We start from the raw sequence: 23,161 nt of genomic DNA on the forward strand, positions 1-23,161 counted from the left end.
CAAGATGCCGCGAGGCGGGCATTTGGATGCAGGCAGGTCCAGAAAAATCTGTCGCCGGAACTGGACAGCGAGATGGGGTGGCGCCGGAGCGGTATGATGCGCGGGGCGGTGGGGCAGAATCAGTTTTCGAACTGAGCGCGGCAAAAACCGTTAAAATCTACAGACTAAAACCGGGGAGCCCAGGTGCTTTCAAGCACGTCGTCCGGATCGTCATCTGGTTCGGGATCGATGCATGACAATATGCTCAGCACCCTTCCGTAAGATCCAAGACCGACAACTTCTTCCTTCACATCGATATCGTCGGTTCCTTCAAACCAATCTCGTAAACTGCAGATGCCATCGTCTCGCGCACCTTTTCGAGCATCAGAATTTCGGGAGTGCATTTCTTGTGTGGCGCTACCTATCGGTATGGCAGAGCCAGCCTCAATCCAGAAGTTTCCTTTCAACGATTTGAGCGTTTCTGAAGCGAAGCAGTAGTCAATCTTGCCGTCCGAGCTAACTACCACTGCTGAAAAGTCATCCGTCAATCGTGCGTATCTTATTGCCGCTGCGGTCAGTGACGCTTTCGCCTCTCGCTGCAAAACATCTATTGATGCCAAACCTTCAGGAAGACGTTTTAGGCGTTGCTGCACAAGAGACGTCGGAAAAAGCAACCCAGCTGCAAAGTGATCGGCCTCTCGCTCCAAAGCGTCGTCGGAAACGAATCCAGCTCTTGAGCTATGCATGCCAGAACTGAAGGAAATGTCGTCAAGATGACCTTCGACGAAATAGTGTCCCAATTCATGTGCGATACTAAATCTCTGGAATCCCTCATTCTGAATGTGAGTGGCATATAAAATTCCGAACGTATTGCCGTAGCGAGCCAACATTCCCGACAAACCTACTTGGTCTGGCGGAAGGGGGCTTACGACGATACCGCGAGATTTTGCGAGAGCTAAAATGTCCACTGGCAAGGTCAAAAGCCCTTCCAATTTAAGCAACACTTCGGCTTGCCTCGCAAACCTGCGGTGCTGTTGGTCACGCCTAGCGGTCATTGGTCTTTTCTTCGGTCCTCGTCGCGCTTTTTCAGCATCTCCATAAACTCGATTGCAAATTGCCTATTCTCGTCCGTCAAATCCGCTCCATGCCGCGCAAGCGGGTCCGCGCTCATGGAGGTGTTTGGACTGTCCGCTCTACCCAGTAGATAGTCTGTCGTGACATCCAAGGCAGCAGCAAGTTTGGCCAGATTATCGAACGAAGGTTTGCGATTCGCAGCTTCAAAATGAGCGATCGAACTTGAGGGCATTCCAGTACGCTTCGCCAATTCAACCTGACTCATTTTTCGCAGAACTTCGCGCGCATTTCGAAGGCGTTCCGGGAAAATCTCTGATGGCTTTGGATTACTCATATTGTCGATTTCGCCAAGATCATCTTGACGCCTTTGTTGAGCTGGTATATTCAGACATGTATGGCATGTCGATAACGACAAGGAAACGGTTTCCTTAAAGCCATAGCGAAGAAAAGGAAAATCTAATGGCTAAGACCCCTCCTCTCCGCCCCGGACAGAAAGCGCCACGGTCGGGACAGTACGAAATCAAAGGCACTCGGGGTGGCTCAACTGGAAAAGAGCGAACGGTGGTCAAAGGGGAACCGATGCCGCCGACGCCTAAGTCCGGACAGAGCTACAAGTTGGCTGACGCGACAAAGAACGGCGCCGGCCGCGGCAAATAAGTCAATTCATCAAAGGAAAGATAATATGGCAGACGTACAAGTAACATGTATCAACAAAATGCCTCGTAACAGCCCGCATGAAGGTATCACACATCTCGGTGGCGCGACGTGGAAATGGACGAGACAGCAAGTGATCAATTCGATCGAGGCAGGCACGAACACTTTTTACACGCGCGTGAACAGCGTCCGGGCTGATATTGGTGTTGTGGACGGACCAAATGGAAAATACGTTCGGACCTACGCAGATGGTAAGTGGAGCGACAACCTGCTCGCACTTCCAGAATGTAACTAGACAAGAATTGCTCAATCTTGTTCTCGGAAGTAACCGCCAAGAAAAGGCGGATACGGATACCGAAACGGACTAAGCGTTCCCAGCGCGCACCTGTCAGCACGCGGGCTTGCGGGCGAGGTAGATGGTTTGGGTATAGGTGTTGTCCTGGAGCGGGTTGTGGAAGCTGACCGGTTCGGCCCAGGCCTCGTCGAACACGCCTGACAGGCGCTGCAGGAAAGCATCGTCGGGCACGACATCGGACCAGAGGCCCATGATACCGCCCGGCTTCAGATGCGTGGCGAGCTGGCGCAGGCCTGCCTCGCTGTAGAAATGGCCGCTGCGGGCATCGAGCAACCAGTCGGGCGTGTGATCGATATCGATCAGGATGGCGTGGAACTGGCGGCCCGGTTGGGCCGCGTCAAAGCCAGTCTCGGACCGGGCGAGCGCAAAGAAATCATCGCGCACGACCTGGCAGCGGTCATCTGCGCTGAGCGGCGGGTCGAGCGGCACCAGCCCGGCAGCGTGCCAGTCGGCGACGGCGTCCAGCATCTCGACGACGCGCAGCGAGGCAACGCGGTCATATTCGAGCACGGCGCCGGCCGTGTAGCCGAGGCCGAGGCCGCCGACGACGACATCCCATTTTTCGCCTGAGCCGGGGCTGAGGCTGGCGAGCCTGTCGAGGCCGAGGCGGGCGAGCGCGATTTCGGACACGGTGAAGATGTTGGACATCAGGTGCTCGTCGCCGAGGATGATCTCGAACACGTCGACCTTGAGGGCCGGATGGAAGCGCCGCCGCAGGCTGATCGGGCCAATCGGCGTCTCGCGATAGTCGAGTTCTTCAAACAGGCGGCTCATGGGGGACGTCCTTGCAACGGAACCCACCCCTACAAGAGACAGGCCGCCGGGCATAGGCGGGTGGGTGATGGGGGGACTGCTATGACTGCTTGGGGTCAGGAGCGGACGTTATCCTTAGTCTGGTTCGTCTCGCCATGGCATTAGGAATACGGACAGGTCAAAGTCGGGATGTATATGCCAGCCAGTTGCATTTCGTTCAAAAGCCACTCTCCACGGTGGGCCGATGTGTGGTGACGCAGAGAAAAAGTCGCCAAATTTCATCCCGGTCAATTTGGGCGATTTTCCGCGTTTTGGCACCAACGGCCCCACCCAGACGGTGGCATTTTGAATCCCTCGCCTAGCCGGATCGAACTTAACTGCCAGTATGGTAGCAATATCACCTGGCACCCCGGGTTCCGGCAGATGCCAAACTCTTCCTACGCCCACAAATCCACTTTTGTTGGTAAAAATCTGATCGAGGTCGAAGCCATCCAAATGGCAATAGGTATCAGATGGTTTGAACTGCCTGATTACCCGGCCAAGAAGCGTCCAACGGGCGAACGTAAATTTCCATTCTGGGTCATCTTTGTCAGTCTGAAAATAAGCCGTGGCGAGAGCGTGTTCCCGTCCAAGGATACTAAAGTCTTGTTCCATGATTTTTCATGCGTCGTTTCAGCATGGCAATTAGCATAGGTCGGTTTCAGCTATGTCAGCCTTTTGAGCCCTCATCAATAGCACTGCTACGCATCCAATTTTGGATTTTACACCGTCTACGGATCAGGCGCTTTCTCCGCTCACCAGCCAGCAGGCGGATTTCATGGCGATGCGGCCTTCGGGGGTTGTGTGGGCCTGCATCAGGGTGATGAGGGCCGCTTCGACCGGGGCCGGATCAATGCCCTGCGCGCCGAGCACGCGCGAGAGCGGGCCGAGCTGCATCATGAACCGGGCGGTGGTTTCCACATCCTCGCCCGGCAAGGTGATCGTGGTTTCCACCGGATCGATTGCCACATTGGCCCAGCCAGCGTCTGACAGGATGCCGGCAACGCGGTCCTTGTCCTGGAAAGCGAAGGGGCCGGGGGCGGTCGGGTCAACCGGGGCGGGCGCCTCCTTGAAGAAGGGCATGGCCGCCTGAAGGGGCGCCAGCGCCCAGTCATTGAGGCTGAGGGCCTGCCAGCAGGCGAAAGCCAGCCTGCCGCCCGGTTTGACCGACCGGCGGATATTGGCGAAGGCGGCGGCGGGGTCTTCGAAAAACATGACGCCGAAGCGTGAGATGACGATGTCGACGGGATCCGGCGCGGTGAACGCGCTGGCATCGGCGAGTTCGAACCGGGCGGGTGCCTTGGCCGCCGCTGCGCGGGCGCGGGCGAGTGCGATGAGCGGGGCGGAGACATCGACGCCGAGCGCGCCGTGCGCCGCGCCAACCTCGGCCGCGGCGCGCAGGGTGAGCGCACCTGCCCCGCAGCCGATATCCATCACGGACTCACCGGGTTTCAGGCCGGCCGCTGCGATGACCTTGTCGGCGAAAGGCGCCAGCATCGCGTCGAGCCGATCGGACTGGTCGACCCATTTCTGGCCGGCGGGACCGTTCCAGTATTCGATCTGGTCTGCATTGTTCATCGGCGGCGTTCCTTTTTGAGCGGCAGGCGGGGCCTAGACCAGCGCCTCGTGCAGGAGGCTGAGCGCGTCGCGCGCAAAATGGCGCATATTGGCTTCGCGGTCAGCGAGGCCCGTCTCCAGCGTGCGGGAGATTTCCTGCGGGCCATTGGCGCCCTGCCCTGCCAGCGCGACGCATGTATGCCCGGCCGCGTCGCCATAGCCGTTACCGCCGGGCCCCGAGGCGCCGGTTTCCGACAGGCCCCAGTTGGCATCAAGCTTGCCCCGGATCGTGCGGGCCAGAAGGCAGGCATAGGGCTCGGTCGAGGAGCGCATGCCATCGGGCATGTCGGCGCGGCTGAGGCCCATCAGGCCGCGAAAGGCCTGCGGCGTGTAGATGACGCCGCCGCCGCGATAATAAGCCGAGGCACCAGGCACGGCGAGAAGCGCGGCAGAGATGAGGCCACCGGACGAGGATTCGGCAATCGCAACGGTTTCGCCGCGCGCCTTGAGAAGCGCGCCGATCTGGGCGGCCAGGGGAAGGAGGGTTTGCATGGCGATACATCAAGCAGGTGGCGTGGCGGTATGCAACCGGCGAGGGAGGGATTAACCGGACAGTGACGGCTCGTGGGGCATTCAGACGGTACTTTGTGGAAGCGCAGGACAGAACACGTGGTGAAACCCTGGATACCGGTCGCGGCTTGTCTCGCGGTGATGAGCTGCAGTAACCCCAGCCGGGACGAAGTCACGTTCAATTGCGAGGGAACAGTAGAGGCGCGTCCCGACCCCGACCGGCGCGTCGCCTTTCACTTTGCCGAGGGCTACCTTTTCGTCCGGAATGAGACAGGTGGCGCGGACAATGTCTGCGCGCAGGCCGGAACAACCGCCTGCGACGTGAAAATGACGCATGCCAGCCTGACTCTTCGGCAGGAGATCGCGGCCCCCTATTGCGGCTGGCGGTCTTCTGTCAAAAGCACGCTCGACATTGATCGCCAATCGGGCCGTTTCCTGTTCATGCAGGAAGGATGCGAGCCCGGAACGGACCGGGTGATGACCGGCCTGTGCACGTTCGATTCAGGCGCGTGACGGCGCCTGTCCGATGAAACCGGATTGACTCGTTCTTTTATTTCCATATATCTGGAAATATGGAAATAAAAGCCGCGCTATCGCAACTCTCCGCCCTGGCCCAGGAAAACCGCCTGGCCGTGTTCCGCCTGCTGGTGAAAGCGGGCCATGACGGCCTGCCGGCCGGCGATATCGCCGCCGCGCTGGACGTGCCGCCGAATACGCTGTCGGCGCAGCTGAACATCCTGTCCCAATCGGGACTGGTGACAGGGCAGCGGCAGGGACGGTCGATCATCTATTCTGCCAATTTCGACGCGATCAGTGGCCTGATCGTCTTCCTGATGGAGGATTGCTGTGAGGGCCGGACAGATGTGTGCGCGCCGGTCCTGGAAATGGCCCGGTCGGCCTGTTGCTGAATTCAAACCAAAGGACAAAGCCATGAAACGCCTGCATGTTCACATCGCCGTCGACGACCTGAAACGCTCCATCGATTTCTATTCGACCCTGTTCTCGGCTGAGCCGACAGTTGTCAAAACCGATTACGCCAAGTGGATGCTGGACGATCCGCGCGTCAACCTGGCGATCAGCCAGCGCGGCGCGGCCGCAGGCGTCGAGCACCTTGGCATCCAGGCAGAGACCGGCGAGGAACTGAGCGAGGTGTATGACCGCCTCAGCCGCGCCGATGCCTCGGTCCTGGAAGAAGGCGAGACGACCTGCTGCTATGCCAAGTCTGAAAAGAGCTGGGTCAGGGACCCGTCCGGCGTGGCATGGGAAGTGTTCCACACGACCGGCGACAGCGCCGTCTATGGCGGCGGACCCGAAATAGCGGACGGGCGCCTCGCCGCGACGCCGACCGGCATGGCGGTGGAACGGGCCTGTTGCCCGGTGCCCGTGACCGCTCCCGCAGCTACTTCCAGCTGTTGCTAGCAGCGTGGGCATTTTTGAACGTTACCTGTCGGTCTGGGTCGCCGCCGCCATCGCGGCAGGTATCGGACTGAGCTTTCTTGTCCCCGGCCTGTTCCAGGCACTGGCGGGGCTGGAATATGCCAATGTGAACTTCCCGGTCGCCGTCCTGATCTGGGCCATGGTCTGGCCGATGATGATCGGCGTCGATTTCACCAGCCTCGCCCGCGTCGGCGAGAAGCCGAAGGGGCTGATCATCACGCTGGTGGTCAACTGGCTGATCAAGCCGTTCACCATGGCCGCGCTGGGCGTGCTGTTCTTCAAGCACGTATTTGCCGGATTCATCCCGGCGGCGGATGCCGAGGGCTATATTGCCGGGCTGATCCTGCTGGGCGCCGCGCCGTGCACGGCGATGGTGTTCGTCTGGTCGCAACTGACCAAGGGCGACCCGAACTATACGCTGGCGCAGGTAAGCGTGAACGACGCGATCATGGTGTTCGCCTTCGCGCCGCTTGTCGCCTTCCTGCTGGGCGTGACCGACATTGCCGTGCCGTGGGAGACGCTGATCCTGTCGGTTGCGCTGTATGTCGTGATCCCGCTGGTCGCGGGCATGGCGGCGCGCCGGATGCTGATGGCACGCGGGGGCGAGGCGGCCGTGACAGGGTTCATGGACCGGATCAAACCGGCATCCGTGGCCGGATTGCTGGCAACGGTCGTGTTGCTGTTCGGGTTCCAGGGACAGGTGATCATTGACCGGCCCCTGATCATTGCCCTGATCGCGGTGCCGATCCTGATCCAGTCCTATGCCATTTTCGCGATTGCCTATGGCGCGGCATGGGCGTGGAAAGTGCCACACACTGTGGCGGCGCCCTGCGCCCTGATCGGCACGTCAAACTTCTTCGAACTGGCGGTTGCCGTGGCGATCAGCCTGTTCGGGCTCAATTCCGGCGCCGCGCTGGCGACCGTGGTGGGCGTGCTGGTGGAAGTGCCCGTGATGCTGTCGCTGGTGGCATTTGCCAATCGCACCCGAAATTCCTTTCCGGAGGCCTGACTCATGATCGTCATCCATCACAATCCTGATTGCGGCACGTCGCGCAACGTGCTGGCAATCATCGAAGCCAGCGGCGCGACGCCCGTCGTGATCGAATACCTGAAGACCGGCTGGACGCGGCCACAGCTGCTCGGCCTGCTGGCCGCCGCCGGCCTCACCCCGCGCGAGGCCTTGCGGGAAACGAAGTCACCGGCTGCCGAGCTCGGCCTGCTGGAGCCCGGTGTCGCCGACGAGACGATCCTCAGCGCGATGCTGGAGGCGCCGGTCCTGGTCAACCGGCCGATCGTCTGTTCGCCCAAGGGCGTGCGCCTGTGCCGGCCCAGCGAAGCCGTGCTCGACCTGCTGGAGCGGCTGCCGCCGGGGCCCTTCCACAAGGAAGACGGCGCACTCCTGATTGATGCGGAGGGCCGGCGGGTCGGCTGACGGGGGCCTCTGCCCCTAGTCCAGCACAGCCTTGACCAGCGGGCCGTAGGGCGAGCCGCCGAGCATGGCCAGTTGCTGCCTCGCGGAGACCTCGTTGATGGGCTCCTGCGGGCGCGACACCGGGTGTACCGCGCGGCGCAGCGGGCGCTTGCCAGCAGGCATGGCGATGATTTCGGCAATGTTGCGCGGAATGTCCATCGGGTCCGTGCTGCCGCCGCCACCGCCATTGTCGACGCCCATGGACGCCGTCATCTGCGGATAGGCCGCCAGCAACTCGTCCGGCAGCCGGGCTTTCAGCCCCGCCGACAGGACAACCTGGTTTTCCCAGATTTTTGTCGGATAGCCGCCGGGCTCGATGACCGTCACCTCAATGCCCTGCGTCACGGTCTCATAGGCAAGCTGTTCGCTGAGCGCTTCGAGGGCGAACTTTGTCGGCGAATAATGGGCATAGCCCGGGACAATGACGCGGCCGAGCTGGGACGCAATATTGAAGACCTGTCCGGCGCCGGCCGCACGCATGGCAGGCAGCACGGCGCGGATCATCCGCTGCGGGCCGAAAACATTGGTATCGAAGATGAGCTGCGTCGCTTCCATGTCCTGCACTTCGATCGGCCCGGCAAAGGCGATGCCTGCATTGTTGATCAGGACGTCGATCGCGCCGCCAGCTGCTGCGAGCGCCTCGGCGACACCGGCCTCGACCTGCGCGTCCGAGGTCACATCGATTTCAATCACGGTAATGTCGAGCTTGTCGCTGGCCGCGAGGGCAGTCAGTTCATCCGCTTCCGGACGCGGAAGGTTGCGCATGGTCGCAAACACTTTTGCGCCGAGGCGCGCATAGTGCTCCGCGCCGAGGCGGCCAAAGCCCGACGAACACCCGGTGATCAGGATCGACTTGCCGGAAAGGTCCGGCGCGGTGGCATGGCCTTCAGCCTGTGCCTGCGCTGCGCCGGCGGCAAAGGCCGTTGCCGCCAGTCCGGCCCCCATCATCAGGTGGCGTCGGTTGAGTTCCAGTGTGTTCGGCATGAGGGACCTCCTGTTTTATGGCAGCGTACCAGCGCGCGGCCCGCAGGTCACGCCCGGCACGCCCAGCCCCCCGCCGGATCAATCCTCAAAGCCGAGAAATGTCGCGGCGTCATCAACCGACTTGCGCGTCGAGACGACAGCGTTGGCAGGGAAACTGTCGTCGGGCCAGCCCATGGCGACGCAGGTCTGGATGACCTGGTCGTCAGGGATCTTGGCATGTTCGCGCACGACAGGCGACTGCATGATGCCTTGCGAGTTGATCACACAGCCGAGGCCCTTCGACCAGGCGGCATTGACGAGGCAATTGACCACGCCGCCGCAATCGAACGGCGCAATGTCGCTGCCCTGGATCGACTTGTCATAGGTGACGACGATGGAGACCGGCGCGTCAAACTGGCGGAAGCCACGCAGCACCCAGTCATGGCGCTTCACCTTGTCATGGCGTTCGATGCCCATGGCCTCGAACAGCTGGACCGCGATACCGATCTGGCGTTCGCGATGGACGCCCGCATAGTCGGGACCCAGACGAAACTCGCGCGAGTGCGGTACGCCGGCAAGGTTGCGCTCGACATTGCCATCGCGGATGCGATCAAGCACGGCGCCAGCGACGACGTAGAAATTCCATGGCTGGGTGTTGAGCGAGGTGGGCGCGCGCATGGCCATTTCCAGCACTTCGCGAATCAGCGCCTTCGGCACGGGTTTCTTCTGGTAGCCGCGAATGCTGCGCCGGCCCATGACCACGTCCTTGAATTCCACTGGTGACCCTCCTGAGATGTCTCTTCGCGCGTTTTTAAACATGTTCGCGCGATATACTGAACCGGTTGTGTGCAGACGGGGCGTGCCTGCCAAGCCTGTCGTAGCGGCAGGCGGATCGATTCCGGTCGACAGGGCACGGCGGCGGCAATAGGCTTGCGCCCATGATCAAGCTCAGCTTCTGCCTTCGCCGCCTGCCCCATCTCAGCCGGGAGGATTTCCAGACCTATTGGCGCAAACAGCATGCGCCGCTGGTCGCGAAACACGCCAAGACGCTGGGCATTTTGCGCTATGTTCAACTGCATACGGGGCACCCGGCGCTGAACGATGCGATGCAGGGCTCACGTGGCGGCCCGGACGCCTATGACGGCGTCGCCGAACTCTGGTTCGAAAGCGAAGAAGCGATGGCCGCCAATACGAGCGAGGCCGCCGCCAAGGCGGGCGCCGAACTGCTCGCGGACGAGAAGAAATTCATCGACCTTGCCAACTCACCGCTCTGGTTTGGCGATGAGCATGTAGTGGTAGGTTAGTTCGCGTTTGTTCCCAGCGCCTGCGCCAGATCTTCGAGCAGGTCCGCCACATCCTCCAGTCCCACTGACAGGCGCACGAGGCCGTCACTGATGCCGTGGGCGTGGCGCTCCTCTGGTGAGTAGGTAGAATGGGTCATGCTGGCCGGGTGCTGGATCAGGGTTTCGGCGTCGCCGAGGCTGACGGCGCGGCGGATGAGCTGTAGGCGATTCATCATCGCGATGCCCGCGTCGTAACCGCCTTCGAGCTCGAACGCGATCATGCCGCCAAAGCCGGGCATCTGTCGTTTGGCGAGGTCATGCTGCGGATGGCTCGGCAGGCCCGGATAGTAAACGGCGGAAACACCGGGCTGGGCCTCAAGCCATGTCGCGACCTTCATCCCGCTCTCGCAATGACGGGCCATGCGCAGCTGCAGCGTCTTCAGGCCGCGCATCACCAGCATGGCATTGAACGGCGCCATGACGGACCCGGTCATGTCCTTGACGCCGACCATGCGGATCTCGTGGATGGCCTCGGCCGGGCCGCAGACCGCGCCAGCGACAAGGTCACCATGGCCGCCGAGGTATTTGGTGGCCGAGTGGAGCACGAAGTCCGCCCCGAGCGTGATGGGCCGGGTGAGCATGGGCGAGGCATAGGTATTGTCGACGACAACGAGGGCGCCGGCCGCATGGGCGATGTCAGAAACGGCGCGGATGTCGACGAGACGCATGTTCGGGTTGGCGGGGGTTTCGAAATACACGATGCGCGTCTTTTCGCTGATCGCGGCGCGGAGGTTTTCCGGGTCGCGCAGGTCGACATGGGTGATCGTGACGCCAAAGCGCGAAAGGCCGTCGCGCATGAAGGAGAAGGTACATCCATAGAGTGTCTTGTCGGTGATGATCTCGTCGCCGGGTTTGACCAGCGTCCACATCGTCGCCGAGATGGCGCCCATTCCTGACGCGGTGCACAGGCCCGCCTCGGCGCCCTCAAGGCTGGCAATACGGGATTCCAGCAGCGCGACGGTGGGGTTTGATATGCGCGAATAGACGTGGCCTTCGGCCTCGCCCGCGAACAGCGCCCCGCCCTGTTCGGCGGTCGGGAAGGCGAAGGTGGAAGTGAGATGCAGCGGCGGGGTCAGCGCGTTGGCATTGTCCGCCGGGTTGTAACCGTGGTGGATGGCGCGGGTGGCAAAGCCAAGCGGGCGTGAGGAATCATAGGCCATGGGCGTATCTCCTGAGTTTATATCAGTATAGCACAGGTTGCCCGACGAGTTTCGCCTATTCGTGCTATATTTTTCTTGCATATTGGCAGAATCTGCCAATAACTCTTTGAATGGATGCGACAGATGCCAAGATTCTGAAAGTTTTGCAGCGCGACGGGCGGCTGACCAACCAGGAATTGTCCACCGAAGTCGGCCTGTCGCCCTCGCCCTGCCTGCGCCGGGTGCGCAACCTTGAGGCCGCCGGGGTGATTACGGGCTATACGGCGCTGGTCGACCAGAAGACCTGCGGCTTCCCTGTGACCGGCTTCGTGCGCATCCGCCTGACCAATCATTCGGATGAGACCGTGCGGCGCTTCGAGGAACGGATTGCCGAGATCGAGCATGTGCTCGACTGCTACCTGATGGCCGGCGGCGAGGACTACCAGATGAAGGTGATCGCGCGCAGCCTGGACGATTATGAACAGCTGGTGCGCCAGACCATTCACAAGATCCCGGGCATTGCCTCAATGGAAACCAGTTTCGCCTATGGAGTCGTCAAACAGTCGCGCGGACTGCCCGTAATCGCGGCAAAGCAACCATAGGCGGCGGCGCCGGACCTGCTATAGGACATGTATGACCGATACCTCGATGCCTGCCCCCAATGCGCCAAGCCTTGTCGAGACGCGCAGCCCGTCCAAGCGGCGTCCCGGGCGCTGGCGGATTTCCAACATTATCGACGGGCGCGCGCTGAGGGTGAAGCTGACGGCGGCGGCCCAGAACAATCTGGGCGACCCGCAGGCGGCCCGAAAGGTCGCCATCGATCATTTGCACGCCGCGCTGTTTCGCGGCCGCATGATCGCACAGGAACGCCTGCAGCAGGGCGCTGACGGGCTCGACACGGCCCGCCTCCTCTGCGCGGTGCAGGACGAAGTGATCCACGCCCTCTACGATTACACGACCACGCATGTCATTCGCGCCCGCAACCCCACCGAGGCCGAGCGGATCGCGATTGTCGCAACCGGCGGGTACGGGCGTGGGGTGATGGCGCCCTCTTCCGATACCGACCTGTTGTTCCTGCGCGCCTACAAGGCCAGCCCGCACACCGAGAGCGTGATCGAGTACATGCTGTACGCGATGTGGGACATGGGCCTGAAAGTCGGCCACGCATTCCGCACACCGAACGAATGCGTGAAGCTTGCCGGCGAGGATGTGACGATCAAGACATCCATGCTGGACGCGCGGTTCATCTGCGGCGACGAAGAGCTTGCTGCCGAAATGTTCGAGCTGTTCCAGAAGGACGCGGTCAAGGGCAAGGACGCCCAGTTCATTGCCGACAAGCTGGCCGAACGCGACGCGCGCCATAACCGTCACGGCGATGCGCGCTATGTTGTCGAACCGAACCTGAAGGAGGGAAAGGGCGGCCTGCGAGACCTGCAGACGCTCTACTGGATCACCAAGCACATGTATGGCGGCACGACGCTGGAAGACGTGATGCGCAACGGTCCGTTCACCGAGCATGAATATGCCGTCTTCATCCGGGCGGCAAAATTCCTCTGGACCGTGCGCTGCCACCTGCATTTCGTGACCGGACGGCCGGAAGAACGGCTCGGCTTCGACCTGCAGCCGGAGATTGCCTCGCGCATGGGCTATCGCGACCGCGGCGAGCAGCAGGGCGTCGAGCGTTTCATGAAACGCTATTTCCTGATCGCCAAGGATGTCGGCGGGCTGACCCGGATCCTGGCCGCGAAACTGGAAGCCGACCACAAGAAGAAGCCCGAGGGCCTGCGCCGCTTCCTGCCGGTTCGTGCGCCCCAGGCACTCAAGGACAAGGGGTTCACCCTCGACAATGGCCGGATCAACGTGGCCAGCGAAGACGTGATGGAAACCGACCCGCTGAACATGCTGCGCCTGTTCACGATTGCGCGGCGCGAAGGCAAGGACATCCACCCGGACGCCCTCACGGCGCTGACCCGCAACCTGCGCGGCATCAACGAACCGGTTCGCGAACAGCCAGAAGCACGACGACTGGTTCTGGAAGCCATCATGGGCGGCGACCGTCCGGGACAGGTGTTGCGCTGGATGAACGAATCCGGCCTGCTCGGCCGCCTGATACCGGAATTCGGCGGCATCGTGGCCCAGACCCAATTCAACATGTATCATCACTATACAGTCGATGAGCACACGATTCGCGCGGTCGCCTACATTTCCGACATGGAACACGGGCGCGGCGACCGGGTCGCGCTGGTCTCCGAACTGTTCCCGCTGCTGGAAAACCGCCGGGCATTGTACCTGGCGATGCTGTTGCATGACACCGGCAAGGGCAAGGGCGACCAGCAGATCGAAGGCACCAAGACATCGGCACGTGCGTGCGAACGACTGGGTCTGCCGCAAGCCGAGACCGAACTCGTGGCCTGGCTGGTCGGGCATCATCTCGAGATGAGCGAGACAGCCCAGAAGCGGGATATTTCCGATCCGCGCACCGTGGCCAAATTCGCAGACCTTGTCGGTTCGCTGGAGCGCCTGCGCCTGCTCTATATTCTAACAGTTGCCGACATCAAGGCCGTGGGACCGGCTGTTTGGAACGCCTGGAAAGGCCAGTTGCTGGCCGATCTCTACAATAATACGGCAGCCGCCCTGCGCGGAGGCCGCACCGACGAAGCCGGGGTCATGGCCGAACTTGAGGCGCGCGCCGAACGCCGCCGCGAGGCGCTGGTCGACCAGATCGGCAGCGTACCAGCGATCATGCTGGAAATGGAAACCGCCTACTGGACCGGCTTCGACCCGGATGACCTGGCATGGCAGGCAAGCGTGCTGACCGATGACGACGACACGGTTGCGCACCGGTATCTTGCCGATGGCGGCGCGGTGGCCATGATCGTGTCCGGCGCCGACCGGACCGGCCTGTTCGCCGACCTTGCCGGCACGCTTGCACGGTTGGGCGCGAACGTGGTCTCGGCGCAGGTCTTCACCAGCAATAGCGGCCGGATCGTCGACATTTTCATGCTGCAGGACCACAACAAGGCCGCTTTCGCGGCAGGCGACGCGCCACGCATGGAACGGTTGGAGGCAGCCATGAGAGACGCGCTGGCAGGCCGCCCAATCGCGGGCGAGGTCAAGACTCGGGCGGGACGCCGCGAGGCGGCCTTCCTCGTGCAGCCCTCGGTACAGATTCGCGACGACCTCTCGGCGGACTACACGGTCATCGACATCGGCGGACGCGACCGGCCCGGCCTGTTGCACGAAGTCGCTGACGTGCTGGCGGACATGAAACTGTCGATCCACTCGGCGCATGTCGGATCCTATGGCGAGCGCGTGTTCGATGCCTTCTACGTCCAGAATGCGCGTGGCCAGAAAATGAGCACAAAAGCGCGCAAGGATTTACTGAAAGAACGTCTTCTCGCCGTACTCGGACGCGAAGAACTGGATGCACCGCAAACGCCGGCCCGTAAACTGAAACGGTCCCGCGCCGTGGACAGTTTCTGAGAATTCACCGAAGGAATCTCGCATGAGCGTCGCGCGCAACACACTCGTGCAATCATCCCTCACGCTGGCAAGCCGCGTGCTGGGCATGGTACGCGACATACTGCTGGTCGCGCGCATAGGCGCCGGGCCGATCGGCGACGCCTGGGCCACCGCACAGCAATTCCCGAACCTGTTCCGCCGTGTCTTTGCCGAAGGCGCCTTCGCCTCCGCCTTCGTGCCCACCTATGCCCGAACGCTGGAAGCCGAAGGCGCAGAAGCCGCCCGCGTGGTGGCGCAGGAAGCGATGCGGGTGTTGTTCGCGGCCACCGCTGCCCTGACCATTCTCGCGCAGATTTTCATGCCCTGGGTCTTGTTGCTGATCCATGGCGGACAGGCCGACGACACGGTGCACTACGATCTTGCCGTCTTCCTGACGCGGATCACCATGCCCTACCTCACCTTCATGGCGCTCGGCGCACTCCTGTCCGGCGTGCTGAATTCGTCGGAACGGTTCATCCTGTCGGCAGGCGTTCCGACACTCCTGAACCTCTGCCTCATACCCGCCGCCTTTGTCAGCACAGATCCTGTCACAACGGCCAAGGCTGCGGCGATAGCCTATTTCGTCGCCGGTGTGCTGCAGGCCGGCGCACTCTGGTGGGGCGTCAGCCGCCAGAAGGTGCATCTCAGCCTGATCGGCTGGCCGCGCCTGACGCCCGCCGTACGAAAGGTCATGCTGCTCGCCCTGCCCGGCACGTTTGCGGCCAGCGGCACCCAGATCAACATCATTGTCAGCCAGTCGCTGGCGAGTTTCGAAGTTGGCGCCAAGAGCTGGCTCTATGCGGCTGACCGGCTCTACCAGCTGCCGCTTGGGCTGGTCGGCGTGGCGGTCGGCATCGCGATCCTGCCGCGCCTGTCGCGGGCGGCGCGGGCGCTGGACGAGGAATCCAGCCGCGCGACCATGGATGAAGGCATCGGCCTGGCCATGGCGCTGACGCTGCCGGCGGCTGCCGCGCTGATGCTGGCCCCGGTCTTCCTGATCGACGCGTTCTTCGTGCGCGGAGCCTTCCTGCCCGACGATGCCTTCCAGTCAGGCAGCGCGCTGTTCCACTTCGCCTGGGGCGTACCGGCCTTCGTGCTGATCAAGGTTCTGGCACCGGCCTATTTCGCCCGCGAGGACACGAAAACTCCGATGCGCTACGCCTTGGTGTCGGTATTCATCAATACCGCCCTCGGCGCAGGCCTGTTCTTCTGGATGAAAAGTGCCGGGCAGCAGGGCTTTATCGGCCTTGCGATTGCCACCAGTATCGCTGCCTGGGTCAATGTCGCACTGCTGTGGTCAACGCTGATCCGGCGTGACTGGTACCGTCCGGGACCGAAGCTGGCCTCCGGACTGGCGCGGGCGCTGCTCGCCACGGCGATCATGTCGGTCGTGGTCTGGCTGATGGTGGCCAACCTGGAGCCGATCAGGGCCCATCTCTATCACAGCAAGGCCCTGACCGCCCTCGCCATCGTCCTGGCCGGCGGCGTGTCCTATACGCTTGCCGCACTCGTGACCGGCGCTGTCCGGATCAGCGACATCCGCCGCACTATGCGCCGCTGACCAAACGCGCTATTGGCCCTGCCCATGACAGATACGACCCCCGCCTATACCGGCCCCGAGCGCGTCTTCTCCGGCGTCCAGCCCACGGGCAACCTGCACCTTGGCAATTATCTCGGCGCGTTGAAGAAATTCGTCGACCTGCAGGACACGCATGACTGCATCTACAGCGTCGTCGACCTGCACGCGATCACCCTGCCCGTGGAGAAAGGTGCCCTGGCCGACCAGACCCGCCAGATCGCGGCGGCCTTCCTGGCCTGTGGCATCGACCCGAACAAGGCGATTGTGTTCCCCCAGTCGGCCGTGCTGGCGCATACCGAACTCGCCTGGATCTTCAATTGCGTGGCCCGCATGGGCTGGGTCGAGCGGATGACCCAGTTCAAGGACAAGTCCGGCAAGGATTCCGAACGCGCCTCGGTCGGCCTGTTCACCTATCCGGTCCTGCAGGCTGCCGACATTCTCGCCTACAAGGCGACGCACGTGCCTGTCGGCGAAGACCAGAAGCAGCATCTCGAATTGTCGCGCGACATCGCCGACCGGTTCAACCGGGACTATGACGTTCCGGGCTTCTTCCCGCTGCCGGAGCCGCTGATCAAGGGCCCCGGCGCCCGGATCATGAGCCTGAAGGACGGGACCAAGAAGATGTCGAAGTCCGACCCGTCGGACCTGTCGCGCATCAACCTGGTCGACACAGCCGACGAGATTGCGAAGAAGATCAAGAAAGCCAAGACAGACCTCCTCGGCGACATGCCGAGCGAAGCGGCTGGCCTCGAAGGCCGTCCGGAAGTCGAGAACCTTGTCGGCATTTACAGCGCCCTGTCGGGCGAAACGGTCGACGCGGTGCTGGCCGAATTTGGCGGAAAGGGCTTTGGCGTGTTCAAGCCGGCCCTTGCCGACGTGACCGTTGCGCACCTGTCTCCGATCACAGCGCGGTATCGCGAAATCCTCGCCGACCCTGCCGGGATTGACCGGGCGCTTGCAACCGGGGCGGATCGGGCCCGCGCAATCGCTGCGCCGGTGATGAACGAAGTGCGTCGCATTATTGGATTCTGGCAGGTCTGATCGCCGATTGCGGCAGCGCGGCATCTTTCGCCTGTCCGGCAAAGCCCTTAGGCTGGTCCGACGTCATTCATTCGAAAGGTCGCACGATGAAATTTTCTCCTCTCGCCGCCGCGCTATTGGGGCTCGGCCTGATCGCCGCCTGCTCGAAGCCGATTCCCGACGGCGCCAGCGTACTGGAAATTTCTGACGCCTATATCGTGAAGCCCGCCGAAGGACGCTCCGTCTCCAGCGGCGGAATGGTGATCACCGTAAAAGGGGCCGATGAAGCACTGATCGCAGTCTCTGCCGAGATTGCCGAGAGTGTGGAAATTCACTCCATGACGATGGAGGGAGGCATGATGCGCATGCGCCAGGTCGAGTCGCTGCCAGTGACGGAGAAAAACCCGCTCGTGCTCGAACGCGGCGCGAACCACCTGATGTTCTTCGGAGTGAAGCCGAGCGTCGCCATCGGCGACGAAGTCGATCTCGTGCTGACTTTCAGCAATGGTCAGGGCAGGGAACAATTGCTGGTCTCGAAGGCGGAAATCATCGGCCAGGGCGATTAACTGCTATTTTTTTGGCCACGCCACGCGTGAAAAAACCAAGGCCTGACAAGGGCTTTGGCAGGGCTTTTGCACATAGAAATCCGGGTTGCCGAGATTTAACGGTTAAGGGACTGTTAATGACAGGGAAATCCCCGCATAGTGTCGTAATAGCAACAGTTTCAGCGTTCGAAAGTAGAGTGGATGGCATTTGATAGTCGCTTGCCTGCGGCCTACCAGGAGGAAGGGCCCGTCGTGACCCGGATTGGTACCGATCATCTCGTGACCTTCGACTATGCTGAACCCAGTCCGGTCATGCTGTTCTTCCAGCGCTGGTGGCGCCGATCAATCCTGATGATGAAAATCGGCGTCGTCGTTGGCGCGATACTGGCCTACCCGGTGATGACCGTGATGTCGCACCGGATCGACGACAGCGACGTATTGCTCGCCTCGAGCCAGAACTGGGCTTCGCCTGAAGCGGGCGTCGCCATCAACAAGATTGCCCGCGAACTGGAAGGCACCGGTTGGGCCGGTGACCGTGCCAATTGGCACCCGCAAGCACGCCTGACCGCCATGCCTGCCTGGCAGAAAGCCACAGCTGATGCGCTGGCAGAACACACGCGCCTTCTTGCCGTGATGAGCCCGGTCAATGGTGAACCCGACGCAGACCTCACGGCTGCAGCCCGCCTGCTGCACGGCATGCCGGGCGACGATATGCGTCCGCGCCTGACTTCTGCTGCAGAGGCGCTCAACCGGTTCGACACCCGCGCCGCGCGCGGCCTGGCCGTTCAGCCCGACCGGCTTGAACTGCTCAAGGCCGAATCGCGCCAGTTTGCCGGCTGGGCTGAAACCGATCTCACGGACCTTTCGGCCCAGATCAACCGCGACGTCGTCGAATGGCCTGCCAGCCGCACCGACATCGTCGCCTTCTATGGCGCAAAGGCCCGTGCCCATGTTGCCCGCGAAATGCTGATGGCCGCTGAACGCGCCGAACCCCGCCTCGGCCGGACGCCTGCAGTGCAGGACGCCATGACCCGCGCCAAGGATGCATGGGGCCGCGCCGCGCGCATGAAGCCGCTGATTGTATCGAACCAGCCCGGTGACGGCTTGTTGATGGCCAATCACCTAGCCAGCATGGGATTCTTCCTTGCAGAAGCCAAGAGCGCGTCGCTGGCCCTTGCCGACGCTCTTGACGCCCTGCCCCAGGAAGACCTGGAATCGGTCGCTTCGCTTGATCCTGATCTGCTTGCCACCGCACCCTGAACGCCGCTTAGCCCTTGAACACATAGCGTCTTCGGGCCATCTCAGCATGGAAACAACCATGCGAGAGGGGCCCCTAAGCCCATGTTCATCCAGACCGAACCCACCCCGAACCCGGATACGATAAAATTCCTGCCCGGCCTGCCTGTGGCCGGTGAGCTCGGCCCGTTCGATTTTCCCGACATTGGCAGCGCCCGGATGAGCCTGCTCGCCCGCGCCCTGTTCCAGGTCGATGGTGTGGAGCGCGTCTTCCTGGGCAGCGATTTCGTCTCGATCAACAAGGATACAGGGCGCGACTGGAAACACGTCAAACCGATGGTCCTGGCCGCGATCATGGACCATTTCATGGCCGGGTTGCCGGTGGTCGAGGATGGCGCTGTCGCGTCCGACGGCGCCGACGATGACGGCACGGTTTATGAGGGCGAATCCGCCGAGATCGTTGCGGAAATCAAGGAACTCATTGAAACCCGTGTTCGCCCGGCTGTGGCCCAGGATGGCGGCGATATCATTTTCCATCGCTTCGAGCCGGACACCGGCATTGTCCACCTGTCGATGCGCGGGGCCTGCGCCGGCTGCCCCTCCTCGACAATGACTCTCAAGCAGGGCATCGAGAACATGCTGAAAACCTATGTTCCGGAAGTAACGGCGGTTGAAGCAGTCCTCTAGGGACCGAGCCCGGAATTCAAATCACAAAAGGAAACGACGCCCATGGCCCATCCGGTCAACGACCACGCCCTTGATGTCATCTTCCGCGATGCGCGCAGCCACAACGGATTTACCGACAAGTCGGTGCCGGAAGTTCTCGTGCGCGCCGTCTATGATCTCGCCAAGATGGGCCCGACCAGCGCCAATTGCTCGCCGGCCCGGTTTGTCTGGGTAACCACGGACGAAGGCAAGAAGCGTCTCGCGCCGCACATGTCTGCCGGCAACCACGACAAGACCCTGACCGCACCCTGGACCTGCATCATCGCCCATGACCTTCATTTCCAGGAGAAGATTCCGGCGCTGTTTCCGCATGCGCCCGGCGCAAAGGACTGGTTCAACAGCAATCGCGACGAGACAGCCTTCCGCAACGGTTCGCTGCAGGGCGCCTACCTGATGATCGCCGCCCGCTCGCTGGGCCTCGATTGTGGCCCGATGTCCGGTTTCGATGCGGACGGCGTCAATGCCGAATTCTTCCAGAGCCAGGACGGCGAGATGAATCACTGGCGCGCCAATTTCATCTGCAATATCGGCCATGGCGACAAATCCAAACTGTTTGATCGCAGCCCACGGCTGGACTTCGACACAGCCTGCCGGATTCTCTGAAGCCGCGCCCGGAATGCTGGTTCTCGCCCTCAATACGGCCTTCGCTGCCCTGGAAGCGGCAGTGGTACGCGACGGCGAAATTCTTGCCGACGCGCGGGAGGCCATGGCGCGCGGACAGGACAGGCAACTGCCCGGCTTTGTCGACGGCGTACTGGCAGACGCTGGCGTCGCACTGGCAGACATTGACCGGATCGCTGTTGTCACCGGCCCCGGCAGTTTCACGGGCATCCGGATCGGGGTTGCCTATGCACGTGGTCTCAGCCTGGTCACCGGCGCCGTATGCATCGGCGTGACCAGCCTGGAAGCGGCCATTCCCGCCGGTATGGAAGGCAACAGCCTCGGCGCGCTGCTCGCGCAGAAGCGCCCGCCCGACCAGACCTGGTGGGTTCAGGGACTGGAAGGCGACGCCGGGATCGCGCCGCCGGTCGAGGTCAACCTCGCGGACCTGAAAGCCATGCTGACCGGATTTTCCGTGCCGGTCTTCATTGATGGCGCAGAGGCATTGGGCCAAACCACTGAACGGCTCGATTCGCGCCCGATGCGGCCTTCGGCCATCACGGCCGCGCTCAAGGCTGCCGGCTTTGACCCGGCCAGCCATCCGCCCTCCCCCGTCTATGCCCGCGAGCCGGACGCGACCCTGCCCGGATCGAAGCCATGACCCTGCCGCTGGTCGTGCTCAGGCCGGACGATGCCGGACGGGTCGCGATGCTGCATGCAACCGGCTTTCCCGATCCCTGGAGCCCTGCGGCCTTTCGTGACCTACTGTCAGAAAGTACATCGCTGGCCCTTGGGATCGAACAGCATGGTGGCCTTGCCGGGTTTGTACTGGTGCAAATCGTGGCCGGTGAAGCGGACATTCTCACGATCGCAACAGACCCGGCCCTGCAGCGGACCGGCATAGCCAAGCAATTGCTGGGCGGCCTCACGTCCCGGCTTGGCGAGCGCGGCATTGGCAGGATCACGCTGGATGTCGCTGAGGATAATATCGCCGCAAGGCAACTCTATGAGGGGCTTGGATTCACCGAGGATGGCCGCCGTCCCGGGTATTACACGACCGGCAGGGACATTCCTGCCGCAGCAATCCTGATGTCGCGGGACTTGTCGGTTTGACAGGCCCACGTCTGGACTTCCCCCACCGTTAAAGGCAGAACAGCGAAATGGATCGACTCGAAAAACTCTGTGCTGAAAAAGGTCTCCGCATGACGGAGCCACGTCGCGTGATCGCGCGCATCCTGTCGACGTCAGACGACCACCCCGACGCCGAAGAATTGCACCGGCGCGCCAATTCCATGGATTCCTCGATTTCGCTGGCGACGGTGTATCGCACGGTGAAGCTGTTCGAGGATGCCGGCATTATCGAACGACACGATTTCCGCGATGGCCGGGCACGCTATGAAGAAGTGCCGGACGAGCATCACGACCACCTGATCGACATCAAGACCGGCGGCGTGGTCGAGTTCCATTCCGAGGAGATCGAGGAACTGCAGATCGAAATCGCTCGCAAGCTCGGCTACAAGCTGGTGGATCACCGGCTCGAACTCTATGGCGTTCCACTGAAAGACGGCGAATAGGCACACCACCTTCCCCTTTTGGGAAAGGCGGCGCTTTCAAACCCATTCAGGCATTCAGGAAACCGGATAGCCGTTTGGAGATGATCTCTTCGGCCTCTGCCATGATCCGGTCGATCAGTTCCTTACAAGTCGGGATATCGTGGATCAGGCCGGCAACCATGCCGCAGCTCCACGCGCCCGCATCCATTTCGCCGTCCATCATGATGCGTGGATAGACGCCTGCGACTTCTTCAGCGATGTCCTTGAACTGGATGTTGGAACCAAGTTCCTTTTCCTTGACGAGCAGGCGCTCGACAGCGGCGTTCGTCAGCACGCGCTCGGTATTGCGAAGCGGGCGCATGACGAGGCGCGTGTCGAGTTCGCTGGCCGCAACGATTGCGTCTTTCACGTTCTGGTGCACGGGCGCTTCTTTCGTGGCGATGAAACGGGTGCCCATGTTCATGCCGTCAGCGCCCATGGCGAGCGAGGCAACGAGACTGCGACCGTCAGCCTGACCGCCGGATGACACGAACGGGATGTCCAGTTCGTCAGCGGCCCGTGGCAGCAGGATCATGTTGGGAATATCATCTTCGCCGGGGTGACCGCCGCATTCGAACCCGTCCACGCTGACCGCGTCGCAGCCGATCGACTGGGCTTTCAGCGCATGGCGCACGGCTGTGCATTTGTGGATGACCTTGATGCCATGCTCCTTGAGCACGGGCAGGACCTGGACCGGATTGTTGCCAGCGGTTTCGACGGCCTTCACGCCGCCGTCAATGATGGCTTTGACATAGCCCGGATAGTCGGGCGCATTGACCACCGGCAGGAACGTGAGGTTCACGCCGATTGGCTTGTCCGTCATGTCGCGGCAACGGGCAATTTCGTTGGCGAGGTCAGCCGGCGTCTTCTGCGTCAGCGCGGTAATGATGCCAAGGCCGCCGGCATTGGACACCGCAGCCGCCATCTCGGCAAAGCCGACATAGTGCATGCCGCCCTGAATGATGGGATGCTGGATACCGAACATCTCGGTGATACGGGTTTTCATGGGGCCGTCCTCCTCAAAACGA

29 protein-coding genes are annotated in these 23,161 nt (G+C 62.0%); 19 read left to right on the forward strand and 10 right to left on the reverse strand.

The features are described 5' to 3' along the window. Window positions 1-164: 164 nt before the first annotated feature. Together AC0L7I_RS00760 and AC0L7I_RS00765 are read right to left on the reverse strand one after the other, a co-directional pair. Window positions 165-1,034, reverse strand: coding sequence for an ImmA/IrrE family metallo-endopeptidase (locus AC0L7I_RS00760; RefSeq protein WP_473397623.1), 870 nt, complete (start codon window positions 1,032-1,034; stop codon window positions 165-167). After that, complete coding sequence (locus AC0L7I_RS00765; RefSeq protein ID WP_473397624.1) at window positions 1,031-1,387, reverse strand: helix-turn-helix domain-containing protein; 357 nt, start codon at window positions 1,385-1,387, stop codon at window positions 1,031-1,033. The genes AC0L7I_RS00760 and AC0L7I_RS00765 overlap by 4 nt, the downstream gene beginning before the upstream one ends. 125 nt (window positions 1,388-1,512) lie before the next feature. Between AC0L7I_RS00765 and AC0L7I_RS00770 the strand changes: the two genes are divergently transcribed. Together AC0L7I_RS00770 and AC0L7I_RS00775 are read left to right on the forward strand one after the other, a co-directional pair. Beyond that, on the forward strand, window positions 1,513-1,710 hold the full coding sequence (locus AC0L7I_RS00770) for a hypothetical protein (protein WP_473397625.1): 198 nt from the start codon (window positions 1,513-1,515) through the stop codon (window positions 1,708-1,710). A gap of 25 nt (window positions 1,711-1,735) precedes the next feature. After that, entirely contained in the window at window positions 1,736-2,002 is a 267-nt protein-coding gene (locus AC0L7I_RS00775) for a DUF3892 domain-containing protein (protein WP_473397626.1), read from the forward strand. 93 nt (window positions 2,003-2,095) lie between these two features. On the opposite strand, the gene AC0L7I_RS00780 is transcribed toward AC0L7I_RS00775, so the two are convergent. The 4 genes from AC0L7I_RS00780 to AC0L7I_RS00795 all read right to left on the reverse strand — a co-directional run bounded on the left by AC0L7I_RS00780 (window position 2,096) and on the right by AC0L7I_RS00795 (window position 4,963). After that, window positions 2,096-2,836: a polyamine aminopropyltransferase gene (locus AC0L7I_RS00780; RefSeq protein WP_473397627.1), complete on the reverse strand. Its 741-nt coding sequence runs from the start codon at window positions 2,834-2,836 to the stop codon at window positions 2,096-2,098. A gap of 114 nt (window positions 2,837-2,950) precedes the next feature. Then, window positions 2,951-3,469, reverse strand: coding sequence for a hypothetical protein (locus AC0L7I_RS00785; RefSeq protein WP_473397628.1), 519 nt, complete (start codon window positions 3,467-3,469; stop codon window positions 2,951-2,953). Window positions 3,470-3,592: 123 nt separating this feature from the next. Next, entirely contained in the window at window positions 3,593-4,432 is an 840-nt protein-coding gene (locus AC0L7I_RS00790; protein WP_473397629.1) for a class I SAM-dependent methyltransferase, read from the reverse strand. Between the two features lie 33 nt (window positions 4,433-4,465). After that, on the reverse strand, window positions 4,466-4,963 hold the full coding sequence (locus AC0L7I_RS00795; protein ID WP_473397630.1) for a CinA family protein: 498 nt from the start codon (window positions 4,961-4,963) through the stop codon (window positions 4,466-4,468). Window positions 4,964-5,080: 117 nt separating this feature from the next. On the opposite strand from AC0L7I_RS00795, the gene AC0L7I_RS00800 reads away from it, so the two are divergent. From AC0L7I_RS00800 to arsC, 5 genes are read left to right on the forward strand one after another with little or no spacing between them, the layout of a single operon-like run. After that, window positions 5,081-5,494 (forward strand): hypothetical protein, encoded by a 414-nt coding sequence (locus tag AC0L7I_RS00800; RefSeq protein ID WP_473397631.1) that lies wholly within the window; start codon window positions 5,081-5,083, stop codon window positions 5,492-5,494. Window positions 5,495-5,553: 59 nt separating this feature from the next. Further along, the gene (locus AC0L7I_RS00805) at window positions 5,554-5,889 is read left to right on the forward strand and encodes an ArsR/SmtB family transcription factor (protein ID WP_473397632.1); all 336 of its coding nucleotides are present in this window, start codon (window positions 5,554-5,556) and stop codon (window positions 5,887-5,889) included. A 22-nt stretch (window positions 5,890-5,911) separates the two neighbouring features. After that, window positions 5,912-6,400: an ArsI/CadI family heavy metal resistance metalloenzyme gene (locus AC0L7I_RS00810; protein ID WP_473397633.1), complete on the forward strand. Its 489-nt coding sequence runs from the start codon at window positions 5,912-5,914 to the stop codon at window positions 6,398-6,400. A gap of 4 nt (window positions 6,401-6,404) precedes the next feature. Continuing rightward, the gene (gene arsB / locus AC0L7I_RS00815; protein ID WP_473397634.1) at window positions 6,405-7,427 is read left to right on the forward strand and encodes an ACR3 family arsenite efflux transporter; all 1,023 of its coding nucleotides are present in this window, start codon (window positions 6,405-6,407) and stop codon (window positions 7,425-7,427) included. Window positions 7,428-7,430: 3 nt separating this feature from the next. Beyond that, the gene (gene arsC / locus AC0L7I_RS00820) at window positions 7,431-7,850 is read left to right on the forward strand and encodes an arsenate reductase (glutaredoxin) (protein WP_473397635.1); all 420 of its coding nucleotides are present in this window, start codon (window positions 7,431-7,433) and stop codon (window positions 7,848-7,850) included. A gap of 15 nt (window positions 7,851-7,865) precedes the next feature. On the opposite strand, the gene AC0L7I_RS00825 is transcribed toward arsC, so the two are convergent. Both AC0L7I_RS00825 and AC0L7I_RS00830 read right to left on the reverse strand, forming a co-directional pair. Continuing rightward, window positions 7,866-8,873, reverse strand: a complete 1,008-nt coding sequence (locus tag AC0L7I_RS00825) for an SDR family NAD(P)-dependent oxidoreductase (RefSeq protein WP_473397636.1) — start codon at window positions 8,871-8,873, stop codon at window positions 7,866-7,868. A gap of 78 nt (window positions 8,874-8,951) precedes the next feature. Then, on the reverse strand, window positions 8,952-9,629 hold the full coding sequence (locus AC0L7I_RS00830; RefSeq protein ID WP_473397637.1) for a nitroreductase: 678 nt from the start codon (window positions 9,627-9,629) through the stop codon (window positions 8,952-8,954). Window positions 9,630-9,790: 161 nt separating this feature from the next. Between AC0L7I_RS00830 and AC0L7I_RS00835 the strand changes: the two genes are divergently transcribed. Beyond that, window positions 9,791-10,156, forward strand: coding sequence for an EthD domain-containing protein (locus AC0L7I_RS00835; RefSeq protein ID WP_473397638.1), 366 nt, complete (start codon window positions 9,791-9,793; stop codon window positions 10,154-10,156). Here AC0L7I_RS00835 and AC0L7I_RS00840 read toward each other — a convergent pair. Further along, window positions 10,153-11,355, reverse strand: a complete 1,203-nt coding sequence (locus tag AC0L7I_RS00840; protein WP_473397639.1) for a methionine gamma-lyase — start codon at window positions 11,353-11,355, stop codon at window positions 10,153-10,155. The two genes, AC0L7I_RS00835 and AC0L7I_RS00840, sit on opposite strands and share 4 nt — an antisense overlap. A 110-nt stretch (window positions 11,356-11,465) precedes the next feature. Between AC0L7I_RS00840 and AC0L7I_RS00845 the strand changes: the two genes are divergently transcribed. From AC0L7I_RS00845 to AC0L7I_RS00895, 11 genes are all read left to right on the forward strand, one after another. Then, complete coding sequence (locus AC0L7I_RS00845; RefSeq protein WP_473397640.1) at window positions 11,466-11,936, forward strand: Lrp/AsnC family transcriptional regulator; 471 nt, start codon at window positions 11,466-11,468, stop codon at window positions 11,934-11,936. Between the two features lie 31 nt (window positions 11,937-11,967). Further along, window positions 11,968-14,817, forward strand: a complete 2,850-nt coding sequence (locus AC0L7I_RS00850) for a [protein-PII] uridylyltransferase (RefSeq protein ID WP_473397641.1) — start codon at window positions 11,968-11,970, stop codon at window positions 14,815-14,817. A gap of 22 nt (window positions 14,818-14,839) precedes the next feature. Next, window positions 14,840-16,396, forward strand: coding sequence for a murein biosynthesis integral membrane protein MurJ (gene murJ, locus AC0L7I_RS00855; protein ID WP_473397642.1), 1,557 nt, complete (start codon window positions 14,840-14,842; stop codon window positions 16,394-16,396). 24 nt (window positions 16,397-16,420) lie between these two features. Next, complete coding sequence (gene trpS, locus AC0L7I_RS00860) at window positions 16,421-17,455, forward strand: tryptophan--tRNA ligase (protein WP_473397643.1); 1,035 nt, start codon at window positions 16,421-16,423, stop codon at window positions 17,453-17,455. 86 nt (window positions 17,456-17,541) lie between these two features. After that, on the forward strand, window positions 17,542-18,000 hold the full coding sequence (locus tag AC0L7I_RS00865) for a copper chaperone PCu(A)C (RefSeq protein ID WP_473397644.1): 459 nt from the start codon (window positions 17,542-17,544) through the stop codon (window positions 17,998-18,000). A 180-nt stretch (window positions 18,001-18,180) separates the two neighbouring features. Next, a complete protein-coding gene (locus tag AC0L7I_RS00870; protein WP_473397645.1) occupies window positions 18,181-19,239 on the forward strand; it encodes a hypothetical protein in 1,059 nt (352 codons plus the stop codon). Window positions 19,240-19,320: 81 nt separating this feature from the next. Further along, a complete protein-coding gene (locus AC0L7I_RS00875) occupies window positions 19,321-19,902 on the forward strand; it encodes a NifU family protein (RefSeq protein WP_473397646.1) in 582 nt (193 codons plus the stop codon). A gap of 42 nt (window positions 19,903-19,944) precedes the next feature. Next, window positions 19,945-20,544, forward strand: coding sequence for a malonic semialdehyde reductase (locus AC0L7I_RS00880; protein WP_473397647.1), 600 nt, complete (start codon window positions 19,945-19,947; stop codon window positions 20,542-20,544). 13 nt (window positions 20,545-20,557) lie between these two features. Continuing rightward, window positions 20,558-21,202, forward strand: a complete 645-nt coding sequence (tsaB, locus tag AC0L7I_RS00885) for a tRNA (adenosine(37)-N6)-threonylcarbamoyltransferase complex dimerization subunit type 1 TsaB (protein ID WP_473397648.1) — start codon at window positions 20,558-20,560, stop codon at window positions 21,200-21,202. After that, window positions 21,199-21,654, forward strand: a complete 456-nt coding sequence (rimI, locus tag AC0L7I_RS00890) for a ribosomal protein S18-alanine N-acetyltransferase (protein WP_473397649.1) — start codon at window positions 21,199-21,201, stop codon at window positions 21,652-21,654. The genes tsaB and rimI overlap by 4 nt, the downstream gene beginning before the upstream one ends. Before the next feature lie 47 nt (window positions 21,655-21,701). Continuing rightward, window positions 21,702-22,115 (forward strand): Fur family transcriptional regulator, encoded by a 414-nt coding sequence (locus tag AC0L7I_RS00895; protein ID WP_473397650.1) that lies wholly within the window; start codon window positions 21,702-21,704, stop codon window positions 22,113-22,115. A 46-nt stretch (window positions 22,116-22,161) separates the two neighbouring features. Here AC0L7I_RS00895 and AC0L7I_RS00900 read toward each other — a convergent pair whose 3' ends face one another. Further along, window positions 22,162-23,139, reverse strand: coding sequence for an NAD(P)H-dependent flavin oxidoreductase (locus tag AC0L7I_RS00900; RefSeq protein WP_473397651.1), 978 nt, complete (start codon window positions 23,137-23,139; stop codon window positions 22,162-22,164). Window positions 23,140-23,161 lie beyond the last annotated feature (22 nt).

The sequence above is a fragment of the Hyphomonas sp. J20-32 genome (assembly GCF_055808555.1).